The following is a 21,297-nucleotide window of genomic DNA, read 5'->3' as shown; positions in this document are numbered from 1 at the left end:
GTGTCCATTTGGTGGACGCCGCTGGCCGCGAGCGGTCCGGGCGGCTTATCGTCTCCCCGCTCGCCGACCCCTCCGGAGGACTTCGTGACCACGACCGTCGCCACCGTGCCGCCGCCCGACCTCGCCGCGTTGCCGTCGGTCGTGGCCGCGCTGGCGTCGCGTGCGGGCGAACACGACCGCGAGGCGACGTTCCCGCACGAGGGCGTCGAGCTCGTGCACGCGGCCGGGTTGCTGACGACGACCGTGCACCCGCGTTACGGCGGTCCCGGCGCCGGGGTGCTCGACACCGCGCGGCTGCTTGCCGAACTGGGGCGCGGTGATCCGTCGGTCGCGCTGGTGACCGCGATGACGCTGTTCGTCCACGCGGGGCAAGGACTCGACCCGGCCTGGCCGGACGAGGTCTACCGGGAAGTGCTCGCGGAATCCGGCTCGCGACCGGTGCTGATCAACGCGTTGCGCGTCGAACCCGAGCTGGGGTCGCCGACGCGCGGTGGCCTGCCCGCGACGGTCGCGCGCCGGACCGCGGACGGCTGGCGGCTGTCCGGCCGCAAGATCTACTCGACCGGCTCGGTGGGCCTCCGGTGGCTGGTGGTCTGGGCCCGGACCGACGAGCCGGAGCCGCGCGTCGGCGGGTTCCTGGTGCGGGCCGACGCGCCGGGCATCGCGATCGAGCCGACGTGGGACCACCTCGGGCTGCGCGCGAGCGCGAGCCACGACGTGGTGTTCACCGACGTGCCGGTGGCCGAGGGCGCCACCGCCGGACTGTCCACACCGGACACCCAGCGGCCGCCGGTGCCGACGTTCCCGTTGGCACTGCCCGCGTTGTACCTCGGCGTGGCGCGCAACGCGCTGGACTGGCTCACCGGGTTCCTGCGCGAGCGCGTCCCGAGCGGGCTGGGCAAGCCGCTGGCCACGCTGCCGCGGTTCCAGGCGGGCGTGGGCGAGATCGCCGCCCGGATCACCGGCGCGCAGGAGATCCTGTTCGGGCTTGCCCGCCGCGTCGACGAGGGCGACCCCGATGCGGCGGCGCACGCGGGTGTCGCGAAGGTGCTCGCGACCCGGCTGCTCATCGAGGCGGTCGAGCAGGCGGTCGCCCTGGCCGGCAACCCGGGGCTGACGCACGGCAACCCCCTGCAGCGCCACTACCGCGACGTGCTGTGCAGCCGCGTCCACACGCCCCAGGACGACGCGGTGCTCACCGGCTTGGGACGGTCGATCCTGGCCTGAGCCGGTCACCTCCTCGGGTGGGGCGCGTCGCTGGGCTCGGGCAGCGCCGCCGGATCTCGGTGAGCCGGTGATTCGGCCCGGCCTGCCGGGTGCCGAAGCGTGCGGCGGGCTCGGCCACCGCCGACGACGATCGTCACGCTGGGCTCGGGCAGCGCCGCCGGACCTCGGCAAGCCGGGGGGTTCGATCCGGCCGGGCCGCCCCGGCCGGCAGAGTGCCGGGTGCCGAAGGGTGCGGGGGGCGCAGTCACCGCCGACGACGATCGTCACGCCGTCCAACGCCAGTCCGGCCGACCGGACCTTCACGCCACTGTGAGGATCAACCGGCTGCCCGAGTAAGCGCGAATACCGGTTCGGCGACCGCGCGCAGTGTCGCGATCGGGTCGTCGCCGAGGGGGTAGACGCCGACCTGGTCCGCGCCCGCGTCCCGGTGGGCCAGCAGCCGCCTCGCGACGGTGGGCGCGTCGCCGTGGGCGACGAGGGCGTCGATGAGGTGGTCGCTGCCGCCGTCGGCGAGGTCTTCGTCGGTGAAGCCGAGCCGGCGGAGGTTGCTCGCGTAGTTGGTGACGCCCAGCGCGGTCCCGGGCGGGGCCGATCGCGCGATCGCGCGCGCCCGGTCCGGGGCCGGCTCGACCAGGGCGAAATGGCCCGGCAGCACGAGTTTTCCCGCGCCGAGGACCGACCGCGCCCGCCGCGTGTGCTCCGGCGTGACCATGCAGGGGACGGTGCCCGCGGTGCGGTCGCGGGCCAGCCGCAGCATCCGCGGCCCGAGCGCGGCGATCACGGACGGCACACCGGCGTCGGCCAATGCGTCCAAATAGGACACCAGCTTGGCGTACGGCGAGGCGTACTCGGCGTGGACTTCGCGGTGCCCGATGCCGACGCCCAGCAGGAAGCGGCCGGGGTGCTTCGCGACGATCCGGTGGTAGGACGCGGCGACCGTCTCCGCGTCGGCGGTCCACGCGTTCACCACGCTCGTGCCGACGACCAGCCGCGTGGTGGCGTCGAGCAGCGCCTCGGCGAAGGCGAGATCGGCGGGCGGCGAGGCGTCCAGCCAGAGCGTGCCGTAGCCGGCCCGCTCGACTTCGGCGGCGCTTTCCGGGGTCACTTCGTGCTCGCGCAGGTGGGCGCCGAGCAGACCGGGATCGAGGTTCATGAGCCGACTCCAGCACCGCGGGCCGCCGCGAACCAGCGCCAGTGCCGACGCGCAGCGATAACCTGGAGGCATCGTCCCAGCCCAGGGGAGCACCGGTGGAACTACGGGCCTTGCGGTACTTCGTCACGGTCGCCGACGAACTGCACTTCGGCCGCGCCGCGCAGCGGCTGCACATCGCCCAGCCCGCGGTCAGCAGGCAGATCGCGCGGCTGGAACGCGAGCTGGGGGAGCGGCTGTTCGACCGGTCGCCGCGCCGGGTCCGGCTGACCGCGGCCGGGCACCGGGTGCTGGCCGCCGCCCGGGACGCGCTCGCGGCCGCGGACCGGGTCCGGAGTGCGGCGGCCGGGCCCGCGGGCGTCCTGCGCATCGGCACCGCGGCCGGGGCCACCGCGCGGCTGGAGCGCGGGATCGACGCACTGCGGGAGCAGTCCCCGGCGTTCGGCTTCGTGCTCGTCGACCTGCCACCGGCCGAGCGCCTGGACGCCCTGCGGCAGGGGGAGATCGACCTGGCGCTGGCCCGGGGCGTGACCGCGGCACCCGGGGTGCGGGTGCTGCCGGCCTGGACCGAGCCGCTGTTCGCGGTCGTGTCCGCGCGGCACCCCGCCGCCGGCCGCGAGGTCGTGAGCGTGGCCGAGCTGGCCGACGGCGACCTGCGCGTCCACGACCCGGCCGTGCTGCGCGAAGCCGGTGTCCCGGTGCGGCCGGGCCGTCCGGCGGGGACGGTCCAGGACACGATCGTCGAGGTCGGCGCGGATCCGCGGGCCTGGACGGTGCTGCCCGCCGACCAGGTGGCGGAGATCCGCTCGACCCGGGTGCGGGCGATCCCGCTCGCGCCGCGGACGACGATCACCGGCAGCGTCGTCGTGCCGGACGACCTCCCGCCCACCTGCGCGGCGGCCCACCGCGCCGCGTTCGGTGACTGACACCGGCTCAGCGGTTCCAGTGCTCGGCGAGCAGTTCGTAGGACCGGACGCGGTCCGCGTGCGCGTGGGTGATGGTCGTGACGACGAGCTCGTCGGCGCCGGTGGCTTCCCGCAGCTGCCGCAGCCGGGCGGCCACGGTGGCGGGGGAGCCGGTGAACTGGGTGCCGACGCGGTCGGCGACCAGGGCGCGGTCCTCGTCGGTCCACTCGTGCGCCGCGGCCTCCCCGGGGGTGGGGAAGCGGATCGCGCCCTCGGCGCGGCGGATGCTGCGGACCCAGAGGCCGTACCCCGAGGCGAGCTCCCGGGCCGTGGCGTCGTCCTCGGCGACGACCACGTCGGCCGACACCGCGATGTAGGGCCGGGGAAGCTCGGCCGAGGGCCGGAACGCCCGCCGGTAGGCGTCCACGGCTTCGAGCACGCTCGACGGGCTGACGTGGTAGTTCGCGGCGAACCGCAAGGAGTTCCGGCCGGCCACGGACGCGCTCTGCCCGCCGCTGCTGCCGAGGATCCAGATCTGCGGGCTCGCGCCTTCGCCCGGTACGGCGTGCGCTTCCACCCCGTCGGCGGAGCGGTAGGTGCCGCCGAGCAGGGCGAGGATGTCGTCGACCTGCTCGCCGTAGTCGGGTGATTCGGCGCCGGGTTGCTGCAGGAGCCCGAAGGTCACGCCGATCCGGGCCGACCGGGCCAGGCCGCTGAAGTCCGGCTTCGGCGGGATCAGGAGGCCGTTGGCGGCTGGGGTGGGCGGGGCCGGACTCGCCGCCGCCGCGGCGTATTCGCGGACGAGCTGCTTGCCGCTGCGGCCGAGTCCCAGGTCGAGCCGCCCGGGGTGCAGTGCCTCGATGAGCCCGAACTCTTCGACGGTCGCCAACGGCGTCCGGTGCGCGAGCTGGACACCCGCGGAGCCGAGCCGGATGGTGCTCGTCGCCCCGGCCACCAGGGCGATCAGCACCGGTGGCGACGCGCCCGCGACGCCGGGGTTGAGGTGGTGTTCGGCGAACCAGTAGCGGTGGTAGCCGAACTCTTCGGCCCGCCGGGCCAGATCGACGGTGTTGCGCACGGCTTCGCCGACGTCGGACCCGGAGCTGACCGGGACGAGGTCGAGCACGGACAGCGGGACTTCGGGCATGAGCGGTCCTTTCGGGCGGGCGGGGAGGTCACGACTCGAGCTGTCCTTTGTGGATCGTCCCGGCGACCCGCCCGTCGACGAGGCCCCAGGCGGCCTCGTGGGTGCCGAGCCGGGCGAGGGCGGCCTCCCGGCTCTCCCCGATTCCGATGGCGGGCAACGGATCCGTGACGTACCCCGCGATCGGGTCGGCCGGCCGGGCGACGCCGGCCGTGAGCATCAGGCGGAGCTCGGCGACGTCGAGCGTGCCGGTCACCTCCGCGACCGACGGCGGGCCAGACGCCCGGGGCCCGACCGGCCGGAGCGTGGCGGGATGCCCGTCCGCGAGCGCCTCGCCGACCGAGGCCGTCGCCGGCAGCCCTGGCGGCGCCGGGGGCAGCGGCCCGATGACGTCCGACACCGTGGGGCCACCGGCCTGCTCGACCGGGAAACCCAGGCGCAGCACCCAGTCGTCGTCGTAGTACTTCGACAGGTACGACCGGCCGGAGTCCGGTACCACGACGACGATCACGTCGTCCGGGCCCGCCTCGGCCGCCAGCCGCAGCGCCACGGCCACCGCCGTCCCGGCCGAGGCGCCGAGGAGCAGGCCCTCTTCCCGCGCCAGCCGTCGCGCGGTCAGGATGGATTCGCGGTCGCCGACCGCTTCGACCCGGTCGAGGACGTCGCGGTGGTAGGACTGCGGCCAGAGGTCTTCGGCGGTGTCCGGGTGCCGGTAGTGCCCGATGCTCTCGACCAGGTACGGGCTGCCGTCGCCACCGGAGTAGACCGAATGCTCGGGGTCCGCGCCGACCACCCGGACCCGGCCGCCGCTGACCTCCTTGAGGTACGCCCCGGCCCCGCTGACGGTGCCGCCGGTGCCGATCCCGGCGACGAAGTGGGTGATCCGGCCGCGCGTCTGCCGCCAGATCTCCGGCCCGGTGGTCTCGCGGTGCGCGGCCGGGTTCGCGGGGTTGTCGTACTGGTCGGCGAGCCAGCCCCCGCGTTCGGCGGCGAGGCGGCGCGCCACCTGCCGGACGTGCGCCGGGTCTTCGCGCGCCACCGCACCGGGGGTGACCACGACCTCCGCCCCGTAGGCGCGCAGGATCGCGGTCTTCTCCGCGCTGGTCTTGTCCGGCACCACGACCGTGAGCCGGTAGCCGCGCTGGGCCGCGACGATCGCCAGCCCGATGCCCGTGTTGCCGGAGGTGCCTTCCACGATGAGGCCGCCGGGCGGCAGCGCACCCGAGCGTTCCGCGGCGAGCACCATCGCCAGCGCGGCCCGGTCCTTCACGCTCCCGCCCGGGTTGAGGAACTCGGCCTTGACGTAGACGCGCGGCGCGATCCGGGCCAGCCGGATCAGCGGGGTCCCGCCGATCGCGTCGAGCACGGAGTCGAAGGCGTCGACTTCGCCGGATGCCATGCGGGCCCCCTGGGGTTCGGGTACTCCACAGCTAGCCCGAGCGCGGCCGTCACCGCACGGCTGCTCAGGATGTGGAAACCGGGCGCTCCCAGGAGCCGAGGTGGACGGTGCTCGCCAAGTCCGGCCGCGTCGGCCGGCGGAACTGCGCGGCGAGGCTGCCCGCGGCCGGCGCGTGCTGGGCGATGCGCAAGGTCGCGGCGGCGGTCGGCCTCGCTGAGGAGGCCGCGGCCCGGAGCCACCGATCCCTGCCGGGAATGCTGTTCGGCTCGGTGCTCACCGGGACGGCCGGAACCGGCCTGCGCCGCGGATGACTACCAGGGCAGCTCCCCGGTTTCGTCCTGCAGGGTCCCCGTGGGGCCGTCCGCGGGGAGGGTGGCCAGGCGCACCACGACCCGGGCGCTCTCTTCCGGGGAGCGGCCGATCCCGAAGGCCGCGGTCATGTCGGTGGCGGTCGTGCCGGGCTCGACGGCGTTGAACTTGATGCCCGGCTGGGACTTCGCGTACTGGACCGTCAGCATGGTGGCCGCCGCCTTGGACGCGGAGTAGAGCGCGAGCGGCAGCCCGAACTCCGGCCGGTCGGGGTTGGTCACCGCCCAGAACGACCCGGCGCTGCTCGACACCGTGACCACGGTGGGGTTCGACGACTTGCGCAGCACCGGAAGCGCGGCTTCGGTGACGCGCACGATCCCCACGGCGTTGGTGTCGAAGACCCGCAGTGCGGTGGGGCCGTCGAGGGCTTCGCTGCCGAGGACGCCCGCGTTGTGGACCAGGACGTCGAGCCTGCCCTCGGCGGCGTCGATCGTGGCCAGTGCGGTGGCCACCGACGCGTCGTCGGTCACGTCGAGGTGCACGAACCGGGCGCCGAGCTCGGCCGCGGCCTTCTCGCCGCGCTCGACGTCGCGGGCGCCGAGGTAGACGGTGTGTCCCTGGGCCAGAAGCTGTTTCGCCGTCTCGAAACCGATGCCCTTGTTGGCTCCGGTGATCAGGGTGACGGTCATGGGGTGTCCTTTCGTTCGGTCAGCTGCCGGCGGAGCCCGTCGGCGTCGTGGAGGGCCGTCATGTGGACGAACCGTCCGTCGCGGACCTCATAGATGGCGTACTCGTCGATCTCGAACGAGGCGCCGGACGGTGCGACGCCGAGCCACTCCTTCACCGGAGTGCCCGTGTTGACCAGGCGCGCGGCCAGGCGGTCGCCGTCGAAGAGGAGGTCCTTGAGCTCCCAGTGCAGGTCGGGAACCGCGTCGACGTCGGCCCGCTGGACGGCGATGAGGTCGTCCCGGGTGGCCGGCTCGCCGTTGAGGGTGGTCCGGTCGGCGATGAACCCGGCCATCCGGTCGAACCGGTGGGCGTTGAGCTCGTGCAGGTAGCGCAGGTAGAACGCACACAGGTCGGACATCGGCGGCCTCCGATCTCGTCCACTTCTGCATCGATCGATGCAGAACTCGACCCTAGCAGATTCCGCATCGATCGATACAAAAATGGTCAGACGAGCGGCCAGGCACGCAGGGCGGCGTCGGCCATCTCTTGCAGTTCTTGCCGGCCGACACCGCTCGCCGCCTGCACGGCGATGCCGTACGCCAACGCGGTGAGATAGCGGGCGAGGAGCGCCGGATCGGCCTCCGGTGGCAGGTCCCCGTCGTCGACGGCTCGGTCGAACCGGTCGCGGAGCGTGGCGTAACCGTCGTCGCGCCAGCCGATCAGCAGGTCGCGCGCGCCGCGGCCGGCGTCACCCGTGGCCAGCGCGCCCTGGACGCCCAGGCACCCGTTCGGCCCGGCCGGCCGGGTGGTCGTGGCGATGGTGCCCGCGATGATCGCCGTGGCGACGGCTAACGCGGTCGGCTCTTCCAGGGCGCGCACCACGTACGCGCTCGGGCCTTCGGTGTAGCGCTCCAGGGCCTTGCGGAACAGCTCTTCCTTGTTGCCGAAGGTCGCGTACATGCTCGTGGTCGAGATGCCCATCGCCTCGGTCAGGGTGGCCAGGCTGGCCCCCTCGTAGCCCTGCTCCCAGAACACCATCAGGGCGCGCTCGAGGGCCGCGTCGGGGTCGAACCCCCGCGGCCGGCCGGTCGGGCGCCGCTTACCGCTCTCCACGGCCGCAGTCTACCTTTTTCGCATCGATCGATGCGAAAAGTGCTCAGCGCTGGACGGCGAGCCGCCAGAGCGAGGTGACCTCGGCCGCGCGCGCGGCGTGCAGCGGATCGTCCGGATCGGACGCTCGGGGGTGGCGCGGCCGGGTGTCGGTCTTCCCGGCCACCGTCAGCCCGGCGGCGTCGATCGCTTCGAGGAGCTCGGCGCGGGACCGCAGTCCGAGGTGCTCGGCGAGGTCCGACAGCACCAGCCACCCCTCGCCGCCGGGCTCGAGGTGCTTGCCCAGCCGGTCCAGGTAGCCCCGGAGCATCCGGCTGCCCGGGTCGTAGACCGCGTGCTCGATCGGCGAGGTCGGCTTGGCCGGCAGCCACGGCGGGTTGCAGACGACCAGGGGTGCCTCGCCCGCCGGGAACAGGTCGGTCCGCTCGAACCGCACGCGCTCGGCGAACCCGAGCCGCTCGAGGTTGTCCTGGGCGCAGTCCAGCGCCCGCTGGTCCTGGTCCGTGGCCACGACCGACTCCACCCCGCGGGCGAGCAGCACCGCGGCGAGCACGCCGGAGCCGGTGCCGATGTCGAACGCGAGCCTGCTCGACGGCAGCGGTGCCGTCGCCACGAGGTCGACGTACTCGCCGCGGGCCGGCGAGAACACCCCGTAGTGCGGGTGGATCCGGGCGCCGAGCCCGGGCACCTCGACCCCCTTGCGCCGCCACTCGTGCGCGCCGATCACGCCGAGCAGCTCGCGCAACGACACGACCGACGGCCCCTCCGCCGGGCCGTAGGCCTCCGTGCACGCCTCCCGCACGTCGGGCGCTCGGCGCAGGGGGACGACGTGCCCGGGGTCGACGGGCACGAGCAGCCGGCCCAGCAGCTGGGCCTGCCGGGCCTGCCGTTGGCGGTGGAGGTGGAACGCCTCGGTCGCGTCCTTCGCCGGACGTCGCTTGCCGGCCCGGTCGATCCGCTTGCCCACGGCCTTCAGCAGCTGCCGCGCGTTCTGGAAGTCACCGCGCCACAACACGGCCTTGCCCTCGACGGCCAGGCGGTAGGCCTCGTCCGCGGTGAGCTCGTCGCCCGCCACGACGATTTCCGCCGGCGGCGGCGCGTTGTTCTCCGACCGCCACTCGGCGGTCAGCCGTTCGCCGCCCTCGTCCCACTGGACGACCACGTTTCCCCCTCCGTTTTCCCCGGCACTCACCCTGTCAGACCGGTCACCCGAGGCGGGCCGCGGTGTCGTGGAACGCGGCGCGGATTGCCGAGATGTCCTGGGTCCGGCGCGGGTGGACCCGGTTCGTCAGCAGGACGTAGTACCGCCGGCGGGCGGGCTCCACCCACAGGCTCGTGCCCGTGAACCCCGTGTGGCCGTAGGAATCCGGCTGCAGCGCGGTCCCGACGGGGGAGCCGGGGACGTCCAGGCCCTGCCACGCCAGGCCGCGGCGCAGCCCGTGGGTGTGGCAGGCGATCATCTCCGCGTGCGTCTGCGGCTTCAGCAGCGGGGACGCGCCCGCCGCCAGGATCCGGCCCAGGCGGGCGACGTCCGACAGCGGTGCGAACAAGCCCGCGTGCCCGCAGATGCCGCCCAGTACCACCGCGTTCTCGTCGTGGACCTCGCCGGTCACGACCCGGCCGCGCCACGGGCAGTCCTCGGTGGCCACCGCGTCGTCCACCGGGCCGAACGTCGTGTCCCGCATCCCCGCCGGGGTCGTCACCAGGTCCGCGACCAGGCGGTCCAGCGGCCGCCCCGAAGCCGCCGAGGCGATCAGGCCCAGCAGGATGAACCCCTGCGACGAGTACTCCACCCGGCTTCCGGGCGGGGCGGGCAACGGCGTCGTCCGGATCGCTTCCAGCAACGCCGCTCGCGTCGGGAACGTGCGCCACAGCGGTGTCCCGCCCGGCAGGCCCGACGTGTGGGTCAGCAGCCGGCGCACGGTGATCGACGCCTTGTCGGTGCCCGCGTAGGACGGCAGGAACTCCGGGAGCGGGGCGTCCAGTGAAAGCTCGCCGCGCTCGGCCAGTGCGGCGACCACCAAGCCCACGATCGGCTTGGTCACCGACGCCAGGTCCCAGCGGCTCGCCTCGGTGACCGGTGGTCCGTCCCACCAGCGCGTGCCCAGCACGCCGCGGTCGAGCACGTCGTCCGCGGTGCCGACCTCCCACGCCACCGCGGAGAAGACTCGTTCTTCCCGCGCCCGGGCCAGCAGCTCAGCGAGCATCGACCGCTCGCAACGGCGTCCCGGCGAGCACCGCCGAGAGCCGGTTCGCCGCCTCGGCCACCAGCGGGCCCAGCACGGCGAAGCTCGACGGCTGCAGCGTGAACGTCAGCCCGGACACGCTCACCGCGCCCAGCACCGCGCCGCCGGCGTCCAGTACTGGAGCGCCCAGGCAGCGCACGTGCGCTTCGAACTGCTCGTCGTCCACCACGTAACCGGCGCTGTCCGCGGTGGCCAGCTCGGCCCGCAGCGCTGCCGGGTCCGTCAGCGTCTTGGCCGTGCGCGCCGCGAGAGGCACGCGGAGCACGGCGTCCACCTCGGCCTCGGGCAGGCGCGACAGGATCGCGCGGCCGACGGCCGTGCAGTGCAGCGGCACCTCGCCGCCGGGCCGGGTGTTGAGCTGGTAGGCCTGCTCCGGCTCGAGCTTCTCGACGTACACCGCCCGGTCGCCGTGGCGCACCGCGTAGTGCACCGTGTGCCCGGTCCGCCGCTGCAGCTCGGCCAGCACCGGCCGCAGCGGTCGCGTGCTCGCCAGCGCCGCGGCCGAGAGCCCCAGCAGCCGCGGTCCCACGGCGTAGTGCCCGCTCCCCGCGCCGACGGCGTACCCGGCCTCGGCGAACGTCTGCAGCATCCGGTGCACGGTCGGTTTCGGCAGGTCACAGGCCTGCGCCAGGTCGGCCAGCCGGTGCGGCCCGCCGGGGCCCGCGAGCGTCGCGAGCACCTCCAAGGCCTTCTCGACCGCGCCCCGCGAGCCGGGGGAAGCGTTGACAGCGTTGTTCACGGGGCCTAGCTTAGCGCAATCGCGTTCCATGTGACGGAACGCTCTTCCGCAAGACGGAAAGGAGGCGCCGTGTCCCGACTGTCGCGCCGCGACGCCCTACGGCTCGGCGGGCTCGCGCTCCCCGCACTGGCCCTGCCGGGACTGCTGTCCGCGTGCGGCACCGCCGCCGGCGCCACCGGCAGCGTGCTGCGGGTCGCGCAGACGGCGGACCCCAAGACGCTCGACCCGCAGAAGCAGGGCGACATGACCTCGATGAACGTGCTGACCAACATGTTCGACACGCTCACCACCCGCGGGCCGGACAACCGGCTCGCGCCCGGTCTCGCGCTCGAGTGGTCTTCGCCCGATCCGCTCACCTGGCGGTTCAAGCTGCGTCCCGGCGTCGCGTTCCACAACGGCGAGCCGTGCGACGCGAAGGCCGTCGCCTTCAGCATCAACCGCCTGCTCGACCCCGCCACGAAGTCGCCGATCGTCGAGCTGCGCTACGTCAAGCAGGCGGTGGCCGTCGACGCCCTGACCGTGGACTTGCGCTGTGCCCAGCCCGACCCGATCATCCCGGCGAAGGTGTCGCTGTTCGGCGGTGTCGCCGTGCCGCCGGGGTACCTCAAGCAGGTCGGCAACGCCGGGTTCGCGAAGCACCCGGTCGGCACCGGCCCGTTCACCTTCGTCGAGTTCCAGCGCGACCACCGGCTGCGGATGCGCGCGAACCCCGCGTACTGGGGCGGCAAGCCGGCCTACGACGAACTGGTGTTCCTCCCGATGCCCGACGCGTCGTCGGCGCTGGCCTCCCTGCAGAGCGACGAGGTGGACATCGTCGCCAACCTGACCCCGGACGCGGCCCTGCAGCTGCAGGGCTACAAGGGCGTCGCCATCCGGAACTTCCCCGGCATCCGCACCTCCTACCTCTCGCTCGACACCACCAGCGGCCCGCTGCGCGACGTGCGCGTCCGCCGGGCGCTCAACCACGCCGTCGACGTGCCGCTGCTGATCAAGGCGGTGCTCGACGGCAAGGCGCGCGAGGTGCCGACGATGTTCCCGCGCGAGTCGTTCGGCTTCGACCCGTCCATCGCGCCGTTCACCCGCGACGTCGGCCTGGCGAAGCAATTGCTCGCCGAGGCGGGCTTCCCGGACGGTTTCGACACTTCGCTCACCGCCCAGACCGCCGACGGCAACCTCGCCGAGGCGATCTCCGGCCTGCTCGCCCGCGCCGGCGTCCGCGTCCGGGTCGACCTGATCGACGCCGGCACGTACAGCAGCCGGCTCACTTCGAACAACCGCGGTGCCCTCGGCCCGATCTACCTGGCCGCCAGCACCGGCTGGACGCTCGACGCCGAAAGCCTCGTGCAGTCCAACGTCCGCCACGACCGGCGGCAGAGCCGCTGGCACAACGCCGAAGCCGACCGCCTGGTCGACGGCGAGGAGCTCTCGCTCGTGCCCGCCGACCGGCAGCGGGCCTTCACCGGCCTGCAGCAACTTCTGAAGCAGGAGGCGCCGTTCGTGTTCCTCTACCAGATCGACAACGTCTGCGCGGTCAACACGCGTCCACAGTGGACTCCGGGCGTGGTCGGCGTGCTGAACATGGCGAAAGCCGAGGTGACCGCATGACCACCGTCGCCCTCACGCGCCGCCCGGCGGCCGGGGCCGGCGTGCTGCGCACGGTCGCCGGCAAGGTGCTGACCGCCCTCGTCGTGCTGTTCTTCGTCGCCACCGCAGCGTTCTTCCTGGTCCGCCTCTCCGGCGACCCGGTGAAGCTGATCCTGCCGCCGGACGCCACCGCGCAGCAGGAGGCCACGCTGCGCGCGAGCCTCGGGCTCGACCGGCCGCTGCTCACCCAGTACCTCGACTACCTCGGCGGCCTGCCGCGGCTGCACCTGGGCACGTCGCTCGTCTACGACCAGCCGGTCGCCGACGTGCTGCTCGCCCGCGTCCCGGCGACGCTGGAGCTGGCCGGCGCGGCCCTGCTGCTGGCCCTGCTGATCGCGATCCCGGCCGGCACGTTCGCCGCGCTGCGCCGGGGCCGCGCGGGCGACACCGGCGTGATGACCGGGGTCCTGGTCGGCCAGTCGACCCCGGCGTTCTGGGTCGGGATCCTGCTGATCCTCGTCTTCGCCGTCCGGCTGCAGGTGCTGCCCGCCTCCGGCTACGGCGGCTTCGAGCACCTGGTGCTGCCCGCGGTGACGCTGGCCGTGTACTCGGTCGCGGTGATCGCGCGGCTGCTGCGGACGTCGCTGATCGACGTGCTCGGCGCCGACTACATCCGCACCGCCCGCGCGAAGGGCCTCGGCACCGGCGGGGTCGTGCTCGCCCACGGCCTGCGCAACGCCGCGCTGCCGGTGGTCACGGTCGTCGGGCTGGAGGTCGGCTCGCTGCTCGGCGGGGCAATCCTCACCGAGCAGGTGTTCTCCTGGCCCGGCCTCGGCCGGCTCACCGTGGAGGCCATCCAGAACCGCGACTTCCCGCTGGTGCAGGCCGCGGTGCTGTTCTTCGCCGCCACGTTCGTCGTGGTGAACCTGCTGGTGGACCTGTCCTACACGCTGCTCGACCCGAGGGTGAGGGTGACCGGATGACCGCCATCGCGCTTCCCACCGCCCGGGCCGCGCGCCCGAACGTCGTGCGCGCGGTGCTGCGCAGCAAGCTCGGCGTCGTCGCGCTCGCCGTGCTGACCTTGATGGTGCTGGTGGCCCTGTTCGCGCCGCTGATCGCGCCGTACGACCCGGGCGCGCAGGACCTGCTGGTGCGGCTGCACCCACCCGCGTGGACCGCCGGCGGCGACGCATCCCACCTGCTCGGCACCGACCAGCTGGGCCGCGACATCCTGTCCCGGCTCTGCTACGGCGCCCGCGTCTCGCTGCTCGTCGGCGCGTGCGCGGCGCTGCTCGCGGGCATCGTCGGCGCGGCGATCGGCCTGGTCGCCGGGTTCCTCGGCGGCTGGTTCGACCGGATCCTGATGCGGATCGCCGACATCCAGCTCGCGTTCCCGTCGATCCTGCTGGCCCTGGCCATCGTCGGGTTCCTCGGCTCCGGCCTCTGGTACGTCGTCCTGGTGCTCGGCTTCACCGGCTGGGTCTCCTACGCCCGCGTGATCCGCTCCGAGGTGCTTTCGTTGCGCACCAGGGAGTTCGTCACCGAGGCACGCGCGATCGGCGTCACCGACTTCACGATCATGCGGCGGCACCTGCTGCCCAACGTCATGGCGCCGCTGGCGACCATCGGCACCCTGCACGTCGCCGCGGCGATCGTCGCGGAGGCGTCCCTGAGCTACCTCGGCCTCGGCGTGCCGAAGCGGACCGTGACCTGGGGCGGCATGCTCGCCGACGGCCAGCTCTACCTCGGCACGTCGTGGTGGGTGGCCGTGTTCCCCGGCGTCGCGCTGATGCTCACCGCGCTGGCCGTCAACATCACCGGCGACGTGCTGCGCGACGTCGCGGACCCGAAGGCGTACCGCTCATGAGCCTGCTCGAGATCAACGACCTGCGCGTCGAGTTCCACCTGGACACCGGCGCGGTGACCGCCACCGACGGCGTCAGCCTGGCGGTGGCCGAAGGCGAAACCCTGGCGCTGGTGGGGGAGTCCGGCAGCGGCAAGACGGCGACGGCGCTGTCGGTCCTGCGGCTCAACCCCGAACCGCCGTGCGTCTACGCGGGCGGTTCGGTGCTCCTGGACGGCCGCGATGTCCTGCGGCTGCCGGAAAAGGAGCTTCGGAAGATCCGCGGCAACGACGTCGCCATGGTGTTCCAGGACCCGATGACGAGCCTGAACCCGGTGAAGCGGGTCGGTGCCCAGGTCGCCGAAGTCGTCCGGAAGCACCGGGGCGCGTCGCGGGCCGAAGCGCGTGCGGCGGCCGTCTCCGCGCTGCGGGAAGCCGGGATCCCGGATCCCGAGGGCCGGGCTTCCCAGTACCCGCACCAGCTTTCCGGCGGGCTGCGCCAGCGCGTGATGATCGCGATGGCGCTGGTCGGCCGGCCGCGGGTGCTCATCGCCGACGAGCCGACGACGGCGCTGGACGTCACCGTGCAGGCCCAGATCCTCGACCTGCTGGTGGACCTGCAACGGCGCCACGGCATGGCGATCCTGCTCATCACCCACGACCTCGGCGTCGTCGCCGAAGTGGCCGACCGGGTCGTGGTCCTGAACTCCGGGCGGGTCGTGGAGACCGGCGACGTGGTGCCGCTGTTCGAGGCACCGCGGGAGGACTACACGCGCGAGCTGCTGCGTGCGACACCGAAGCTGGAGCGGGTATGACGAACCTGGTCGAGATCCGCGGGCTGCGCAAGGACTACGGCGCGCTGGCGGCGGTGGACGGGGTCGACCTCGACGTCGTCGCGGGCGAAACCCTGGCGGTGGTGGGGGAGTCCGGCAGCGGCAAGACGACCCTGACCCGGCTCCTGCTGCGGCTGGCCGAACCGACCGCGGGCACGGTCCGCTTCGACGGCGCCGACCTGGCGACGCTGCCACCGCGCCGGCTGCGGAAGGTGCGGCGCGAGATGCAGGTGGTGCTGCAGGACCCGTATTCGAGCATGAACCCGCGCCTGCGCGTGACGGAGATCGTGGGCGAGCCACTGGTGACGCACGACCCGGCCCTGCGCGGCCGCCGCGGCCGGGCCCGGGTGCGCGACCGCGTGGCGGAGCTGCTCGACGCGGTCGGCCTGCCACCGCAGGTGCAGGACCGCTACCCGCACGAGTTCTCGGGCGGGCAACGCCAGCGGATTTCGATCGCGCGCGCCTTGGCTTTGGAGCCCCGGCTGGTGGTGCTCGACGAGCCGACGAGCGCGCTGGACGTGTCGGTGCAGGCGCAGGTCCTCGATTTGCTGGCGGGTCTGCAGCAGCGGCTGGACCTGACGTACGTGTTCGTGTCGCACAACCTCGCGGTGGTGCAGCAGATCGCCGACCGGGTCGCGGTGATGCGCGCGGGGAAGATCGTCGAGCTGGCGCCAGCGGGGGAGTTGTTCCGTTCGCCGTCGCACGAGTACACGCGGAGTCTGCTGGACGCGGTGCCGAACCCGGACCCGCGGCTGGCGCGCCGGCGGGTGTCGGCGTGAGGGGGTCAGTGGTGGGAAAGCACGAGCCCGGCGCCGCCCAGCAATGCCACGTCATCCGCTGGGCCGGGGCTCACCACCACCCGGGGCGGCTCCGCCCCGCTCGCCCACGACGAGTCCTCCCGCAGCCGCTCCTCGATGCGGGAGCGGAAGTGCTCGCCGCCGTCCGCGGCCTCGCCGTGCAGGACGAACAGGCCCGGCGCGAACAGCTGCTGGACGTTCACCAGCCCGAGCGCGATGTTGGCCGCGTACTCGTCGAGCAACGGGTGCCCGGCCAGCTCGCGCACCGACTGCGCGGTCAGCCCCCGCCGCGATGCCTCGGCACGCAGCCACGGCGTTGTCGCCACGGTCTTCCAGCAGCCCCGCGCCCCGCAGGTGCACGGGCGCCCGCTCGCGGCGACCGTCATGTGCGCGCCGCTGCGGCCGCCCGGTGGGGCCAGCACCTCGCCGCCGTAGAGGATCCCCACGCCCAGCACCTCGCCGGTGGAGACGGACGCGAACGCGGTGCGGCCGCGGCCTTCGCCGAACCAGCGGTCGCCCAGGACCTGCAGCCGCGCCCGGTGTTCGATGTGGACCGGCGCACCGGCCACAGTGGACAGCACATCCGCGACCGGGTAGCCGTGCAGCGCGGGCACTTCGTTGACTTCGATGATGACGCCCGCCTCGGCGTCGACCAGCCCGGCGGCGGCCACGCCGACCCCCACCGGCCGCGTCGGGAACCGCGCGACCTCGGCCAGCGCGGCGTCGATCTCGGCCCGGTCCGCCGTGCCGCGCGGGTACGTCGCCTCCGCGCGCCACACGACCGCGCCGGACAGCTCGACCAGCGCGGCCCGCACCCGCCCGGGCAGCAGTTCGACGGCCCCCAGCAGCGGCCCGCCGTCGTCGGCCGCGGCGGGCGCCGGGACCAGCCGCAGGGCCGGGCGTTCGCCGGTGCTCATGGGCCCACGATGCCACGACCGGCGACGAGAGGGGAGACAAGGTGCCCGAACTGACGCGGATGACCTGGCGAGACGTGCGTGCGGCAGCGCGCACGGCGATCGCCGTGGTACCGATCGGCTCGCAGGAACAGCACGCCGGTCACCTGCCCATGGGCACCGACACGATGCTGGCCGAGGCCGTCACCGACCGGGCGCTCGAGCGCCTCGGCGGCGACCCGGCCGCGGTGCGGCTGCCCGCGCTGCCGTTCGGCCACAGCCCGCACCACCTGTTCGCCGCCGCGGTGTCGCTGCGCGCGGCGACGCTGCAGGCCGTGCTCGCCGACGTCCTGGACTCCCTGGCCACCAGCGGGTTCCGGCGCGTCCTCGTGGTCAACGGCCACGGCGGCAACGACGAGATCATGCGCCTGGCGGTCAAGGAGTACGCGCTGCGCGCCGACGTCGCGCTCGGGGCGTGCTCCTACTTCTCGCTCGGCGAGCACAGCGGCTCGCCCGGGCACGCGGGGCACTACGAGACGTCGCTGATGCTCGCCTCGCACCCGGACCTCGTCCGCCCGCCCGGGCCGCGGCCCGGCGTGACGCCACCGCCGCTGTTCGCCGAACCGCCGTACCCGGGCCTGACCGCCGAACGCCACGGCGAATGGGCCCGCGCCGGCGGCAGCACCGACGACGCCACCGGCGCGACCGCCGAGGGCGGCGCCGGCCTGCTCGAAAACCGGGTGACCACCCTCGTCGACGCGATCCGCGCGTTCGACGCGGCCACCCGCGCAACCCACGCCGAAGGGGAGGCATGAAGATCACCGAAGTCGACGCCTGGGTCGTGAACCTGCCGTTGACCAACCCGTTCACCAGCTCGTTCGAGACCAAGACGGGCGAGACCCGCACGGTGGTGCGGCTGCGCACCGACACCGGCCTGACCGGCTGGGGCGAGACCATGTGGGGCCGCCCGGTCGCCGAGCTGGTCCGCAAGCTCGGCGCGGAGCTGGTCGGGCAGAGCCCGTTCGCGCTCGAGGCGTTCCACCGGCGCCACCACATGGTGCCGTTCTTCCACGGCTACCTCGGCTACGCGGCGCTGGCCGCCCTCGACGTCGCGTGCTGGGACCTGATGGGGCACGCCACCGGCCAGTCCGTGACCGACCTGCTCGGCGGCCGGGTCCGCGACGACGTGCCGATCACCGCGCTCGTCACGCGCGCCGACGCCCCCGGCGCGTCGGGCCGCGAGCTGGCCCAGGGCATCGCCGAACACGCGGCGAAGGTGGTCGCGCAGGGCGGGTTCACGGCGGTGAAGCTCAAAGGCACCACCGACGTCCGCGGCGACGTCGCGATCATGCGCGAGCTGCGGCGCGCCCTGCCCGAGGTCGAGCTGCGCGTCGACCCGAACGCGGCGTGGTCGGTCCCCGACTCGATCCGCGCCGGGCTGGCGCTGGAGGAGCTGGACCTGGAGTACCTCGAGGACCCCTGCACCGGCATCGAGGGGATGGCCCAGGTGCGCGCGAAGGTCCGGATCCCGTTGTGCACCAACATGTGCGTGGTCCGCTTCGAGGAGTTCGCGCCGGCGGTCCGCCTCGGCGCGGTCGACGTGATCCACGGGGACGTCTACAAGTGGGGCGGGATCGCGCCGACGAAGGCACTGGCCGCGCACTGCGAGACGTTCGGCCTCGGGATGAACCTGCACAGCGGCGGCGAGCTCGGCATCGCGACGGCGGCGCACCTGGCGGTGGTGGCGAGCACCCCGGTGCTGTCCCGGGCGATCGACAGCATGTACTACCTGCACGAGGACGACATCGTGGAGCCACTTGAGCTCACGGCGGGCCGGCTGCGGGTGCCGTCCGGGCCGGGGCTGGGCGTGACGGTGGACGAAGAGAAGCTGGCTCACTACGCCGGACGCAACGAGCGGGAAGGCGACTTGACGGGCTGAAGGGAGGCGGCCGGCCCCAGCGGGGGCCGGCCACCGTCGGCGTCGACGTCCGCCTTGACAGGACCCTCCTGAGCCTCCATGGTTAGTTACATGAGTAATGAACCGACGAACCGCCGCGTGCGGTGGTCGGCGTGAAGGACGACGGGCGGCCGCTGTTCCTGCAGATCGCCGCGGGGATCGAGAACTCGATCGTCGACGGCAGCCTGGCCGCGGACACGCAGGCGCCCTCGACCAACGAGCTCGCGGCCTTCCACCGGATCAACCCGGCGACCGCGGCCAAGGGCATCAACCAGCTCGTCGCCGACGGGATCCTCTACAAGCGAAGGGGCATCGGCATGTTCGTCGCGCCGGACGCCCGCGCGCAGCTGCTGGAGCGGCGGCGCCGGGACTTCACGCGGCAGTTCCTCGCCCCGCTGATGGCGGAGGCGGGCAAGCTCGGCATGGACGCCGAGGAGATCAAGAAGCTGATCGACGTCTGGGAGCCGCAGTGACGAACGTGGTGCGCACAACCGGGGTGACGAAGCGCTACGGCCCGCTCGCCGCGCTCGACGGGGTGAGCGTGGAGCTCGCCGGGAACACGATCCACGGCCTGCTGGGCCGCAACGGCGCCGGCAAGACCACGCTGATGCGGATCCTCACCGGGCAGGCCTTCGAAACCGGCGGCACGGTGGAGGTCTTCGGGCAGCACCCGTACGAGAACGCCGACGTGCTCTCCCGGGTCTGCTTCATCAAGGAAAGCCAGCAGTACCCGGAGAAGTTCCGCGTCAAGCACGCGCTGCGGGCCGCCGGACTGCTCTACCCGAACTGGGACGACGCCTTCGCCGCGGCGCTGCTGGCGGACTTCGCCGTCCCGGCAGGCAGCCGGGTCGGCCGGCTCTCGCGCGGGCAGCTGTCGGCGGTCGGGGTGATCATCGGGCTGGCTTCGCGGGCCCCGCTGACCCTGTTCGACGAGCCCTACCTCGGCCTCGACGCCGTTGCGCGCCAGCTGTTCTACGACCGCCTGCTCGCCGACTTCGCCGAGCACCCGCGCACGATCGTGCTCTCCACGCACCTGATCGACGAGGTCGACAAGCTGATCGAGCACGTCGTGCTGCTCGACCGGGGCCGGGTGCTCATCGACACCGACGCCGAGTCGCTGCGCGGCGAGGCCGTCGCGGTGACCGGGCCCGCCGAGGCCGTCGAGCGCTTCGCCGCCGGCCACCGGGAACTGCACCGCGAACGGTTCGGCGGCTCCCTGCGCGTCACCCTCACCAGGGTCCGGGACCGGTACGAGCCCGGGCTGGACTTCGAGCCGGTTTCGTTGCAGCAGCTGGTCGTCCGCACCACCCAAGGCCACGGCGGGCCGGTCGCCGCCGGGAAGGAAGCCCGATGACACGCGTGCTCGACGTCGCGCGGATCCAGCTGGTCAACTGGCCGGTGCTGCTCGCCTACCCGCTGGGTCTGCTGGCCGTGCTGCCGCTGCTGGGCTGGGGCATCGACGTCTCCAACGGCGCAGGCGCGCTCGGCGCGCACGAGCTCTACCTGCTGCCGGCGCTGTGGGGCGTGGTCGCCCCCGCGCACCTGCAGTCGATGACGCAGGTGTTCCCCTTCGCACTGGGGCTCGGCGTGACCCGCCGGACGTTCGCCGCCGCGACCGCGCTGGTCGTCCTCGGGCAGGCCCTGCTCCTCGGGCTCGTGATGGTGGCGCTCGCCGTCGTCGAGCGGTCGACCGGCGGCTGGGGCCGGGAGGCGCGGATCTTCGGGCTGGACGTGCTGGGGCAGCACGGCCCGGCCGCGCTGTGGTTCGTCTACAGTGGACCGCTGGTCGCGGTGTCGGCGATCGGCGTGCTGGCGGGCGTGGTGTTCCAGCGCTGGCGGCAGACCGGGATCTACCTCGCCCTCGCCGGGGCCGTCGCGCTGCTCGCCGGGATCAAGCTCCTGGTGTCGCAGCGGAGCTGGTGGCCCGCGATCGGCGACTTCCTCGGCGGGCAGCCGTCGTTCGCGCTGTACACGGCGTATCCGCTGGTGCTCGCGCTGGCCCTCGGCGGCGTGGCGTGGCTGGTGCTCCGGCGCGCGACGGCCTGAAGGTCAGTCCTGGGTCGCCTGGCGCGCCAGGTTCTCGACGGCGGAGGCGGTCGCCGTGACGACGCCGGCCGTCTCCGGGGACAGGCCGTGGCGTCGCGCGATCCAGGCGACGTCGTCGTAGGTCACCCGGGCCTGGCCGTGCTCGTCCTCCCAGACGAGGAACTTCAGCGGCAGGTCGATGCCGGTGACCTGGTTCTCCTGCATGAGCAGGGTGCCGCCGCGCGGGTTGCCGAAGATGAGCAGGAACGTCGGGCGGAGGTCGAGGTCGACCTCGCGGGCGTTGCGCGCGTGGTCGACCCGGGCGAACACGACGAGCCCGGCGGTGGCGATGGCCTGCTCGAACCGGTCGACGGTCGTGTCCACCGGCCACTTGCTCGCGACGGTCACCAAGCCCTGCTGATCCACGCGGTCTCCTCGGCTGAACGGGCCGGACGCCCACTCCGTCA

General features: G+C 73.6%; 24 protein-coding genes. 13 read left to right on the top strand and 11 right to left on the bottom strand.

What is annotated here, in order from left to right; genetic code table 11:
- The first annotated feature begins 84 nt into the window (after positions 1–84).
- On the top strand, positions 85–1,227 hold the full coding sequence (locus QSK39_RS45445; protein ID WP_285484026.1) for an acyl-CoA dehydrogenase family protein: 1,143 nt from the start codon (positions 85–87) through the stop codon (positions 1,225–1,227).
- A 316-nt stretch (positions 1,228–1,543) separates the two neighbouring features.
- Here QSK39_RS45445 and QSK39_RS45440 read toward each other — a convergent pair whose 3' ends face one another.
- Positions 1,544–2,380 carry a TIGR03620 family F420-dependent LLM class oxidoreductase gene (locus QSK39_RS45440; protein ID WP_285484025.1) on the bottom strand — a complete coding sequence of 279 codons (837 nt, stop codon included), beginning with the start codon at positions 2,378–2,380 and terminating at the stop codon, positions 1,544–1,546.
- A gap of 95 nt (positions 2,381–2,475) precedes the next feature.
- Here QSK39_RS45440 and QSK39_RS45435 point away from each other — a divergent pair, with 95 nt between their 5' ends.
- Positions 2,476–3,303, top strand: coding sequence for a LysR family transcriptional regulator (locus QSK39_RS45435; RefSeq protein WP_285484024.1), 828 nt, complete (start codon positions 2,476–2,478; stop codon positions 3,301–3,303).
- A gap of 7 nt (positions 3,304–3,310) precedes the next feature.
- Here the strand turns inward: QSK39_RS45435 and QSK39_RS45430 are convergent, their stop codons facing one another.
- Together QSK39_RS45430 and QSK39_RS45425 are read right to left on the bottom strand one after the other, a co-directional pair.
- Positions 3,311–4,429 (bottom strand): LLM class flavin-dependent oxidoreductase, encoded by a 1,119-nt coding sequence (locus tag QSK39_RS45430; RefSeq protein ID WP_285484023.1) that lies wholly within the window; start codon positions 4,427–4,429, stop codon positions 3,311–3,313.
- Between the two features lie 28 nt (positions 4,430–4,457).
- On the bottom strand, positions 4,458–5,825 hold the full coding sequence (locus tag QSK39_RS45425) for a PLP-dependent cysteine synthase family protein (protein WP_285484022.1): 1,368 nt from the start codon (positions 5,823–5,825) through the stop codon (positions 4,458–4,460).
- A gap of 107 nt (positions 5,826–5,932) precedes the next feature.
- On the opposite strand from QSK39_RS45425, the gene QSK39_RS45420 reads away from it, so the two are divergent.
- On the top strand, positions 5,933–6,136 hold the full coding sequence (locus tag QSK39_RS45420; protein WP_285484021.1) for a hypothetical protein: 204 nt from the start codon (positions 5,933–5,935) through the stop codon (positions 6,134–6,136).
- Here the strand turns inward: QSK39_RS45420 and QSK39_RS45415 are convergent, their stop codons facing one another.
- From QSK39_RS45415 to QSK39_RS45390, 6 genes are all read right to left on the bottom strand, one after another.
- Positions 6,137–6,823: an SDR family NAD(P)-dependent oxidoreductase gene (locus QSK39_RS45415; RefSeq protein WP_285484020.1), complete on the bottom strand. Its 687-nt coding sequence runs from the start codon at positions 6,821–6,823 to the stop codon at positions 6,137–6,139.
- The gene (locus QSK39_RS45410) at positions 6,820–7,221 is read right to left on the bottom strand and encodes an ester cyclase (RefSeq protein WP_285484019.1); all 402 of its coding nucleotides are present in this window, start codon (positions 7,219–7,221) and stop codon (positions 6,820–6,822) included. The genes QSK39_RS45415 and QSK39_RS45410 overlap by 4 nt, the downstream gene beginning before the upstream one ends.
- Positions 7,222–7,307: 86 nt before the next feature.
- Positions 7,308–7,916, bottom strand: a complete 609-nt coding sequence (locus QSK39_RS45405; protein ID WP_285484018.1) for a TetR/AcrR family transcriptional regulator — start codon at positions 7,914–7,916, stop codon at positions 7,308–7,310.
- A 43-nt stretch (positions 7,917–7,959) separates the two neighbouring features.
- Positions 7,960–9,075 (bottom strand): methyltransferase, encoded by a 1,116-nt coding sequence (locus QSK39_RS45400; RefSeq protein ID WP_285484017.1) that lies wholly within the window; start codon positions 9,073–9,075, stop codon positions 7,960–7,962.
- A gap of 43 nt (positions 9,076–9,118) precedes the next feature.
- The gene (locus tag QSK39_RS45395; protein WP_285484016.1) at positions 9,119–10,120 is read right to left on the bottom strand and encodes a serine hydrolase domain-containing protein; all 1,002 of its coding nucleotides are present in this window, start codon (positions 10,118–10,120) and stop codon (positions 9,119–9,121) included.
- Positions 10,110–10,898, bottom strand: a complete 789-nt coding sequence (locus tag QSK39_RS45390; protein ID WP_285484015.1) for an IclR family transcriptional regulator — start codon at positions 10,896–10,898, stop codon at positions 10,110–10,112. Before QSK39_RS45390 ends, QSK39_RS45395 begins: the two co-directional genes overlap by 11 nt.
- Before the next feature lie 69 nt (positions 10,899–10,967).
- On the opposite strand from QSK39_RS45390, the gene QSK39_RS45385 reads away from it, so the two are divergent.
- Genes QSK39_RS45385 through QSK39_RS45365 form a run of 5 tightly spaced genes read left to right on the top strand, consistent with a single transcriptional unit; the run spans position 10,968 to position 15,937 of the window.
- On the top strand, positions 10,968–12,503 hold the full coding sequence (locus QSK39_RS45385) for an ABC transporter substrate-binding protein (RefSeq protein WP_285484014.1): 1,536 nt from the start codon (positions 10,968–10,970) through the stop codon (positions 12,501–12,503).
- A complete protein-coding gene (locus QSK39_RS45380) occupies positions 12,500–13,465 on the top strand; it encodes an ABC transporter permease (RefSeq protein WP_285484013.1) in 966 nt (321 codons plus the stop codon). The genes QSK39_RS45385 and QSK39_RS45380 overlap by 4 nt, the downstream gene beginning before the upstream one ends.
- Positions 13,462–14,349: an ABC transporter permease gene (locus QSK39_RS45375; protein ID WP_285484012.1), complete on the top strand. Its 888-nt coding sequence runs from the start codon at positions 13,462–13,464 to the stop codon at positions 14,347–14,349. Before QSK39_RS45380 ends, QSK39_RS45375 begins: the two co-directional genes overlap by 4 nt.
- Positions 14,346–15,140 (top strand): ATP-binding cassette domain-containing protein, encoded by a 795-nt coding sequence (locus tag QSK39_RS45370; RefSeq protein WP_285484011.1) that lies wholly within the window; start codon positions 14,346–14,348, stop codon positions 15,138–15,140. The genes QSK39_RS45375 and QSK39_RS45370 overlap by 4 nt, the downstream gene beginning before the upstream one ends.
- Complete coding sequence (locus QSK39_RS45365) at positions 15,137–15,937, top strand: ATP-binding cassette domain-containing protein (RefSeq protein ID WP_285484010.1); 801 nt, start codon at positions 15,137–15,139, stop codon at positions 15,935–15,937. Before QSK39_RS45370 ends, QSK39_RS45365 begins: the two co-directional genes overlap by 4 nt.
- A 5-nt stretch (positions 15,938–15,942) precedes the next feature.
- Here QSK39_RS45365 and QSK39_RS45360 read toward each other — a convergent pair whose 3' ends face one another.
- A complete protein-coding gene (locus QSK39_RS45360) occupies positions 15,943–16,872 on the bottom strand; it encodes an ROK family protein (protein WP_285484009.1) in 930 nt (309 codons plus the stop codon).
- Between the two features lie 41 nt (positions 16,873–16,913).
- Between QSK39_RS45360 and QSK39_RS45355 the strand changes: the two genes are divergently transcribed.
- The 5 genes from QSK39_RS45355 to QSK39_RS45335 all read left to right on the top strand — a co-directional run bounded on the left by QSK39_RS45355 (position 16,914) and on the right by QSK39_RS45335 (position 20,851).
- Complete coding sequence (locus QSK39_RS45355) at positions 16,914–17,663, top strand: creatininase family protein (protein WP_285484008.1); 750 nt, start codon at positions 16,914–16,916, stop codon at positions 17,661–17,663.
- Complete coding sequence (locus QSK39_RS45350) at positions 17,660–18,787, top strand: mandelate racemase/muconate lactonizing enzyme family protein (protein ID WP_285484007.1); 1,128 nt, start codon at positions 17,660–17,662, stop codon at positions 18,785–18,787. The genes QSK39_RS45355 and QSK39_RS45350 overlap by 4 nt, the downstream gene beginning before the upstream one ends.
- A 122-nt stretch (positions 18,788–18,909) precedes the next feature.
- Entirely contained in the window at positions 18,910–19,278 is a 369-nt protein-coding gene (locus QSK39_RS45345) for a GntR family transcriptional regulator (RefSeq protein WP_285484006.1), read from the top strand.
- Entirely contained in the window at positions 19,275–20,159 is an 885-nt protein-coding gene (locus tag QSK39_RS45340) for an ATP-binding cassette domain-containing protein (RefSeq protein ID WP_285484005.1), read from the top strand. The genes QSK39_RS45345 and QSK39_RS45340 overlap by 4 nt, the downstream gene beginning before the upstream one ends.
- The gene (locus QSK39_RS45335; protein ID WP_285484004.1) at positions 20,156–20,851 is read left to right on the top strand and encodes a hypothetical protein; all 696 of its coding nucleotides are present in this window, start codon (positions 20,156–20,158) and stop codon (positions 20,849–20,851) included. The genes QSK39_RS45340 and QSK39_RS45335 overlap by 4 nt, the downstream gene beginning before the upstream one ends.
- A 3-nt stretch (positions 20,852–20,854) precedes the next feature.
- Here the strand turns inward: QSK39_RS45335 and QSK39_RS45330 are convergent, their stop codons facing one another.
- Positions 20,855–21,256, bottom strand: a complete 402-nt coding sequence (locus tag QSK39_RS45330; protein ID WP_285484003.1) for a DUF302 domain-containing protein — start codon at positions 21,254–21,256, stop codon at positions 20,855–20,857.
- Positions 21,257–21,297 lie beyond the last annotated feature (41 nt).

The organism is Amycolatopsis sp. NBRC 101858 (genome assembly GCF_030269325.1).
Classification (GTDB): Bacteria; Actinomycetota; Actinomycetes; order Mycobacteriales; family Pseudonocardiaceae; genus Amycolatopsis; species Amycolatopsis ponsaeliensis.
The sequence above is the reverse complement of the archived record's forward strand: the minus strand, read 5'-3'. Positions and strand labels throughout refer to the sequence as shown.

What these genes read in the sequence shown, in the direction of transcription:
- QSK39_RS45430 (WP_285484023.1), bottom strand. Translation starts at nt 4,429, where the DNA reads ATGCCCGAAGTCCCGCTGTCCGTGCTCGACCTCGTCCCGGTCAGCTCC.
- QSK39_RS45350 (WP_285484007.1), top strand. Translation starts at nt 17,660, where the DNA reads ATGAAGATCACCGAAGTCGACGCCTGGGTCGTGAACCTGCCGTTGACC.
- QSK39_RS45365 (WP_285484010.1), top strand. Translation starts at nt 15,137, where the DNA reads ATGACGAACCTGGTCGAGATCCGCGGGCTGCGCAAGGACTACGGCGCG.
- QSK39_RS45415 (WP_285484020.1), bottom strand. Translation starts at nt 6,823, where the DNA reads ATGACCGTCACCCTGATCACCGGAGCCAACAAGGGCATCGGTTTCGAG.
- QSK39_RS45380 (WP_285484013.1), top strand. Translation starts at nt 12,500, where the DNA reads ATGACCACCGTCGCCCTCACGCGCCGCCCGGCGGCCGGGGCCGGCGTG.
- QSK39_RS45375 (WP_285484012.1), top strand. Translation starts at nt 13,462, where the DNA reads ATGACCGCCATCGCGCTTCCCACCGCCCGGGCCGCGCGCCCGAACGTC.
- QSK39_RS45335 (WP_285484004.1), top strand. Translation starts at nt 20,156, where the DNA reads ATGACACGCGTGCTCGACGTCGCGCGGATCCAGCTGGTCAACTGGCCG.
- QSK39_RS45370 (WP_285484011.1), top strand. Translation starts at nt 14,346, where the DNA reads ATGAGCCTGCTCGAGATCAACGACCTGCGCGTCGAGTTCCACCTGGAC.
- QSK39_RS45395 (WP_285484016.1), bottom strand. Translation starts at nt 10,120, where the DNA reads ATGCTCGCTGAGCTGCTGGCCCGGGCGCGGGAAGAACGAGTCTTCTCC.
- QSK39_RS45360 (WP_285484009.1), bottom strand. Translation starts at nt 16,872, where the DNA reads ATGAGCACCGGCGAACGCCCGGCCCTGCGGCTGGTCCCGGCGCCCGCC.
- QSK39_RS45440 (WP_285484025.1), bottom strand. Translation starts at nt 2,380, where the DNA reads ATGAACCTCGATCCCGGTCTGCTCGGCGCCCACCTGCGCGAGCACGAA.
- QSK39_RS45410 (WP_285484019.1), bottom strand. Translation starts at nt 7,221, where the DNA reads ATGTCCGACCTGTGTGCGTTCTACCTGCGCTACCTGCACGAGCTCAAC.
- QSK39_RS45425 (WP_285484022.1), bottom strand. Translation starts at nt 5,825, where the DNA reads ATGGCATCCGGCGAAGTCGACGCCTTCGACTCCGTGCTCGACGCGATC.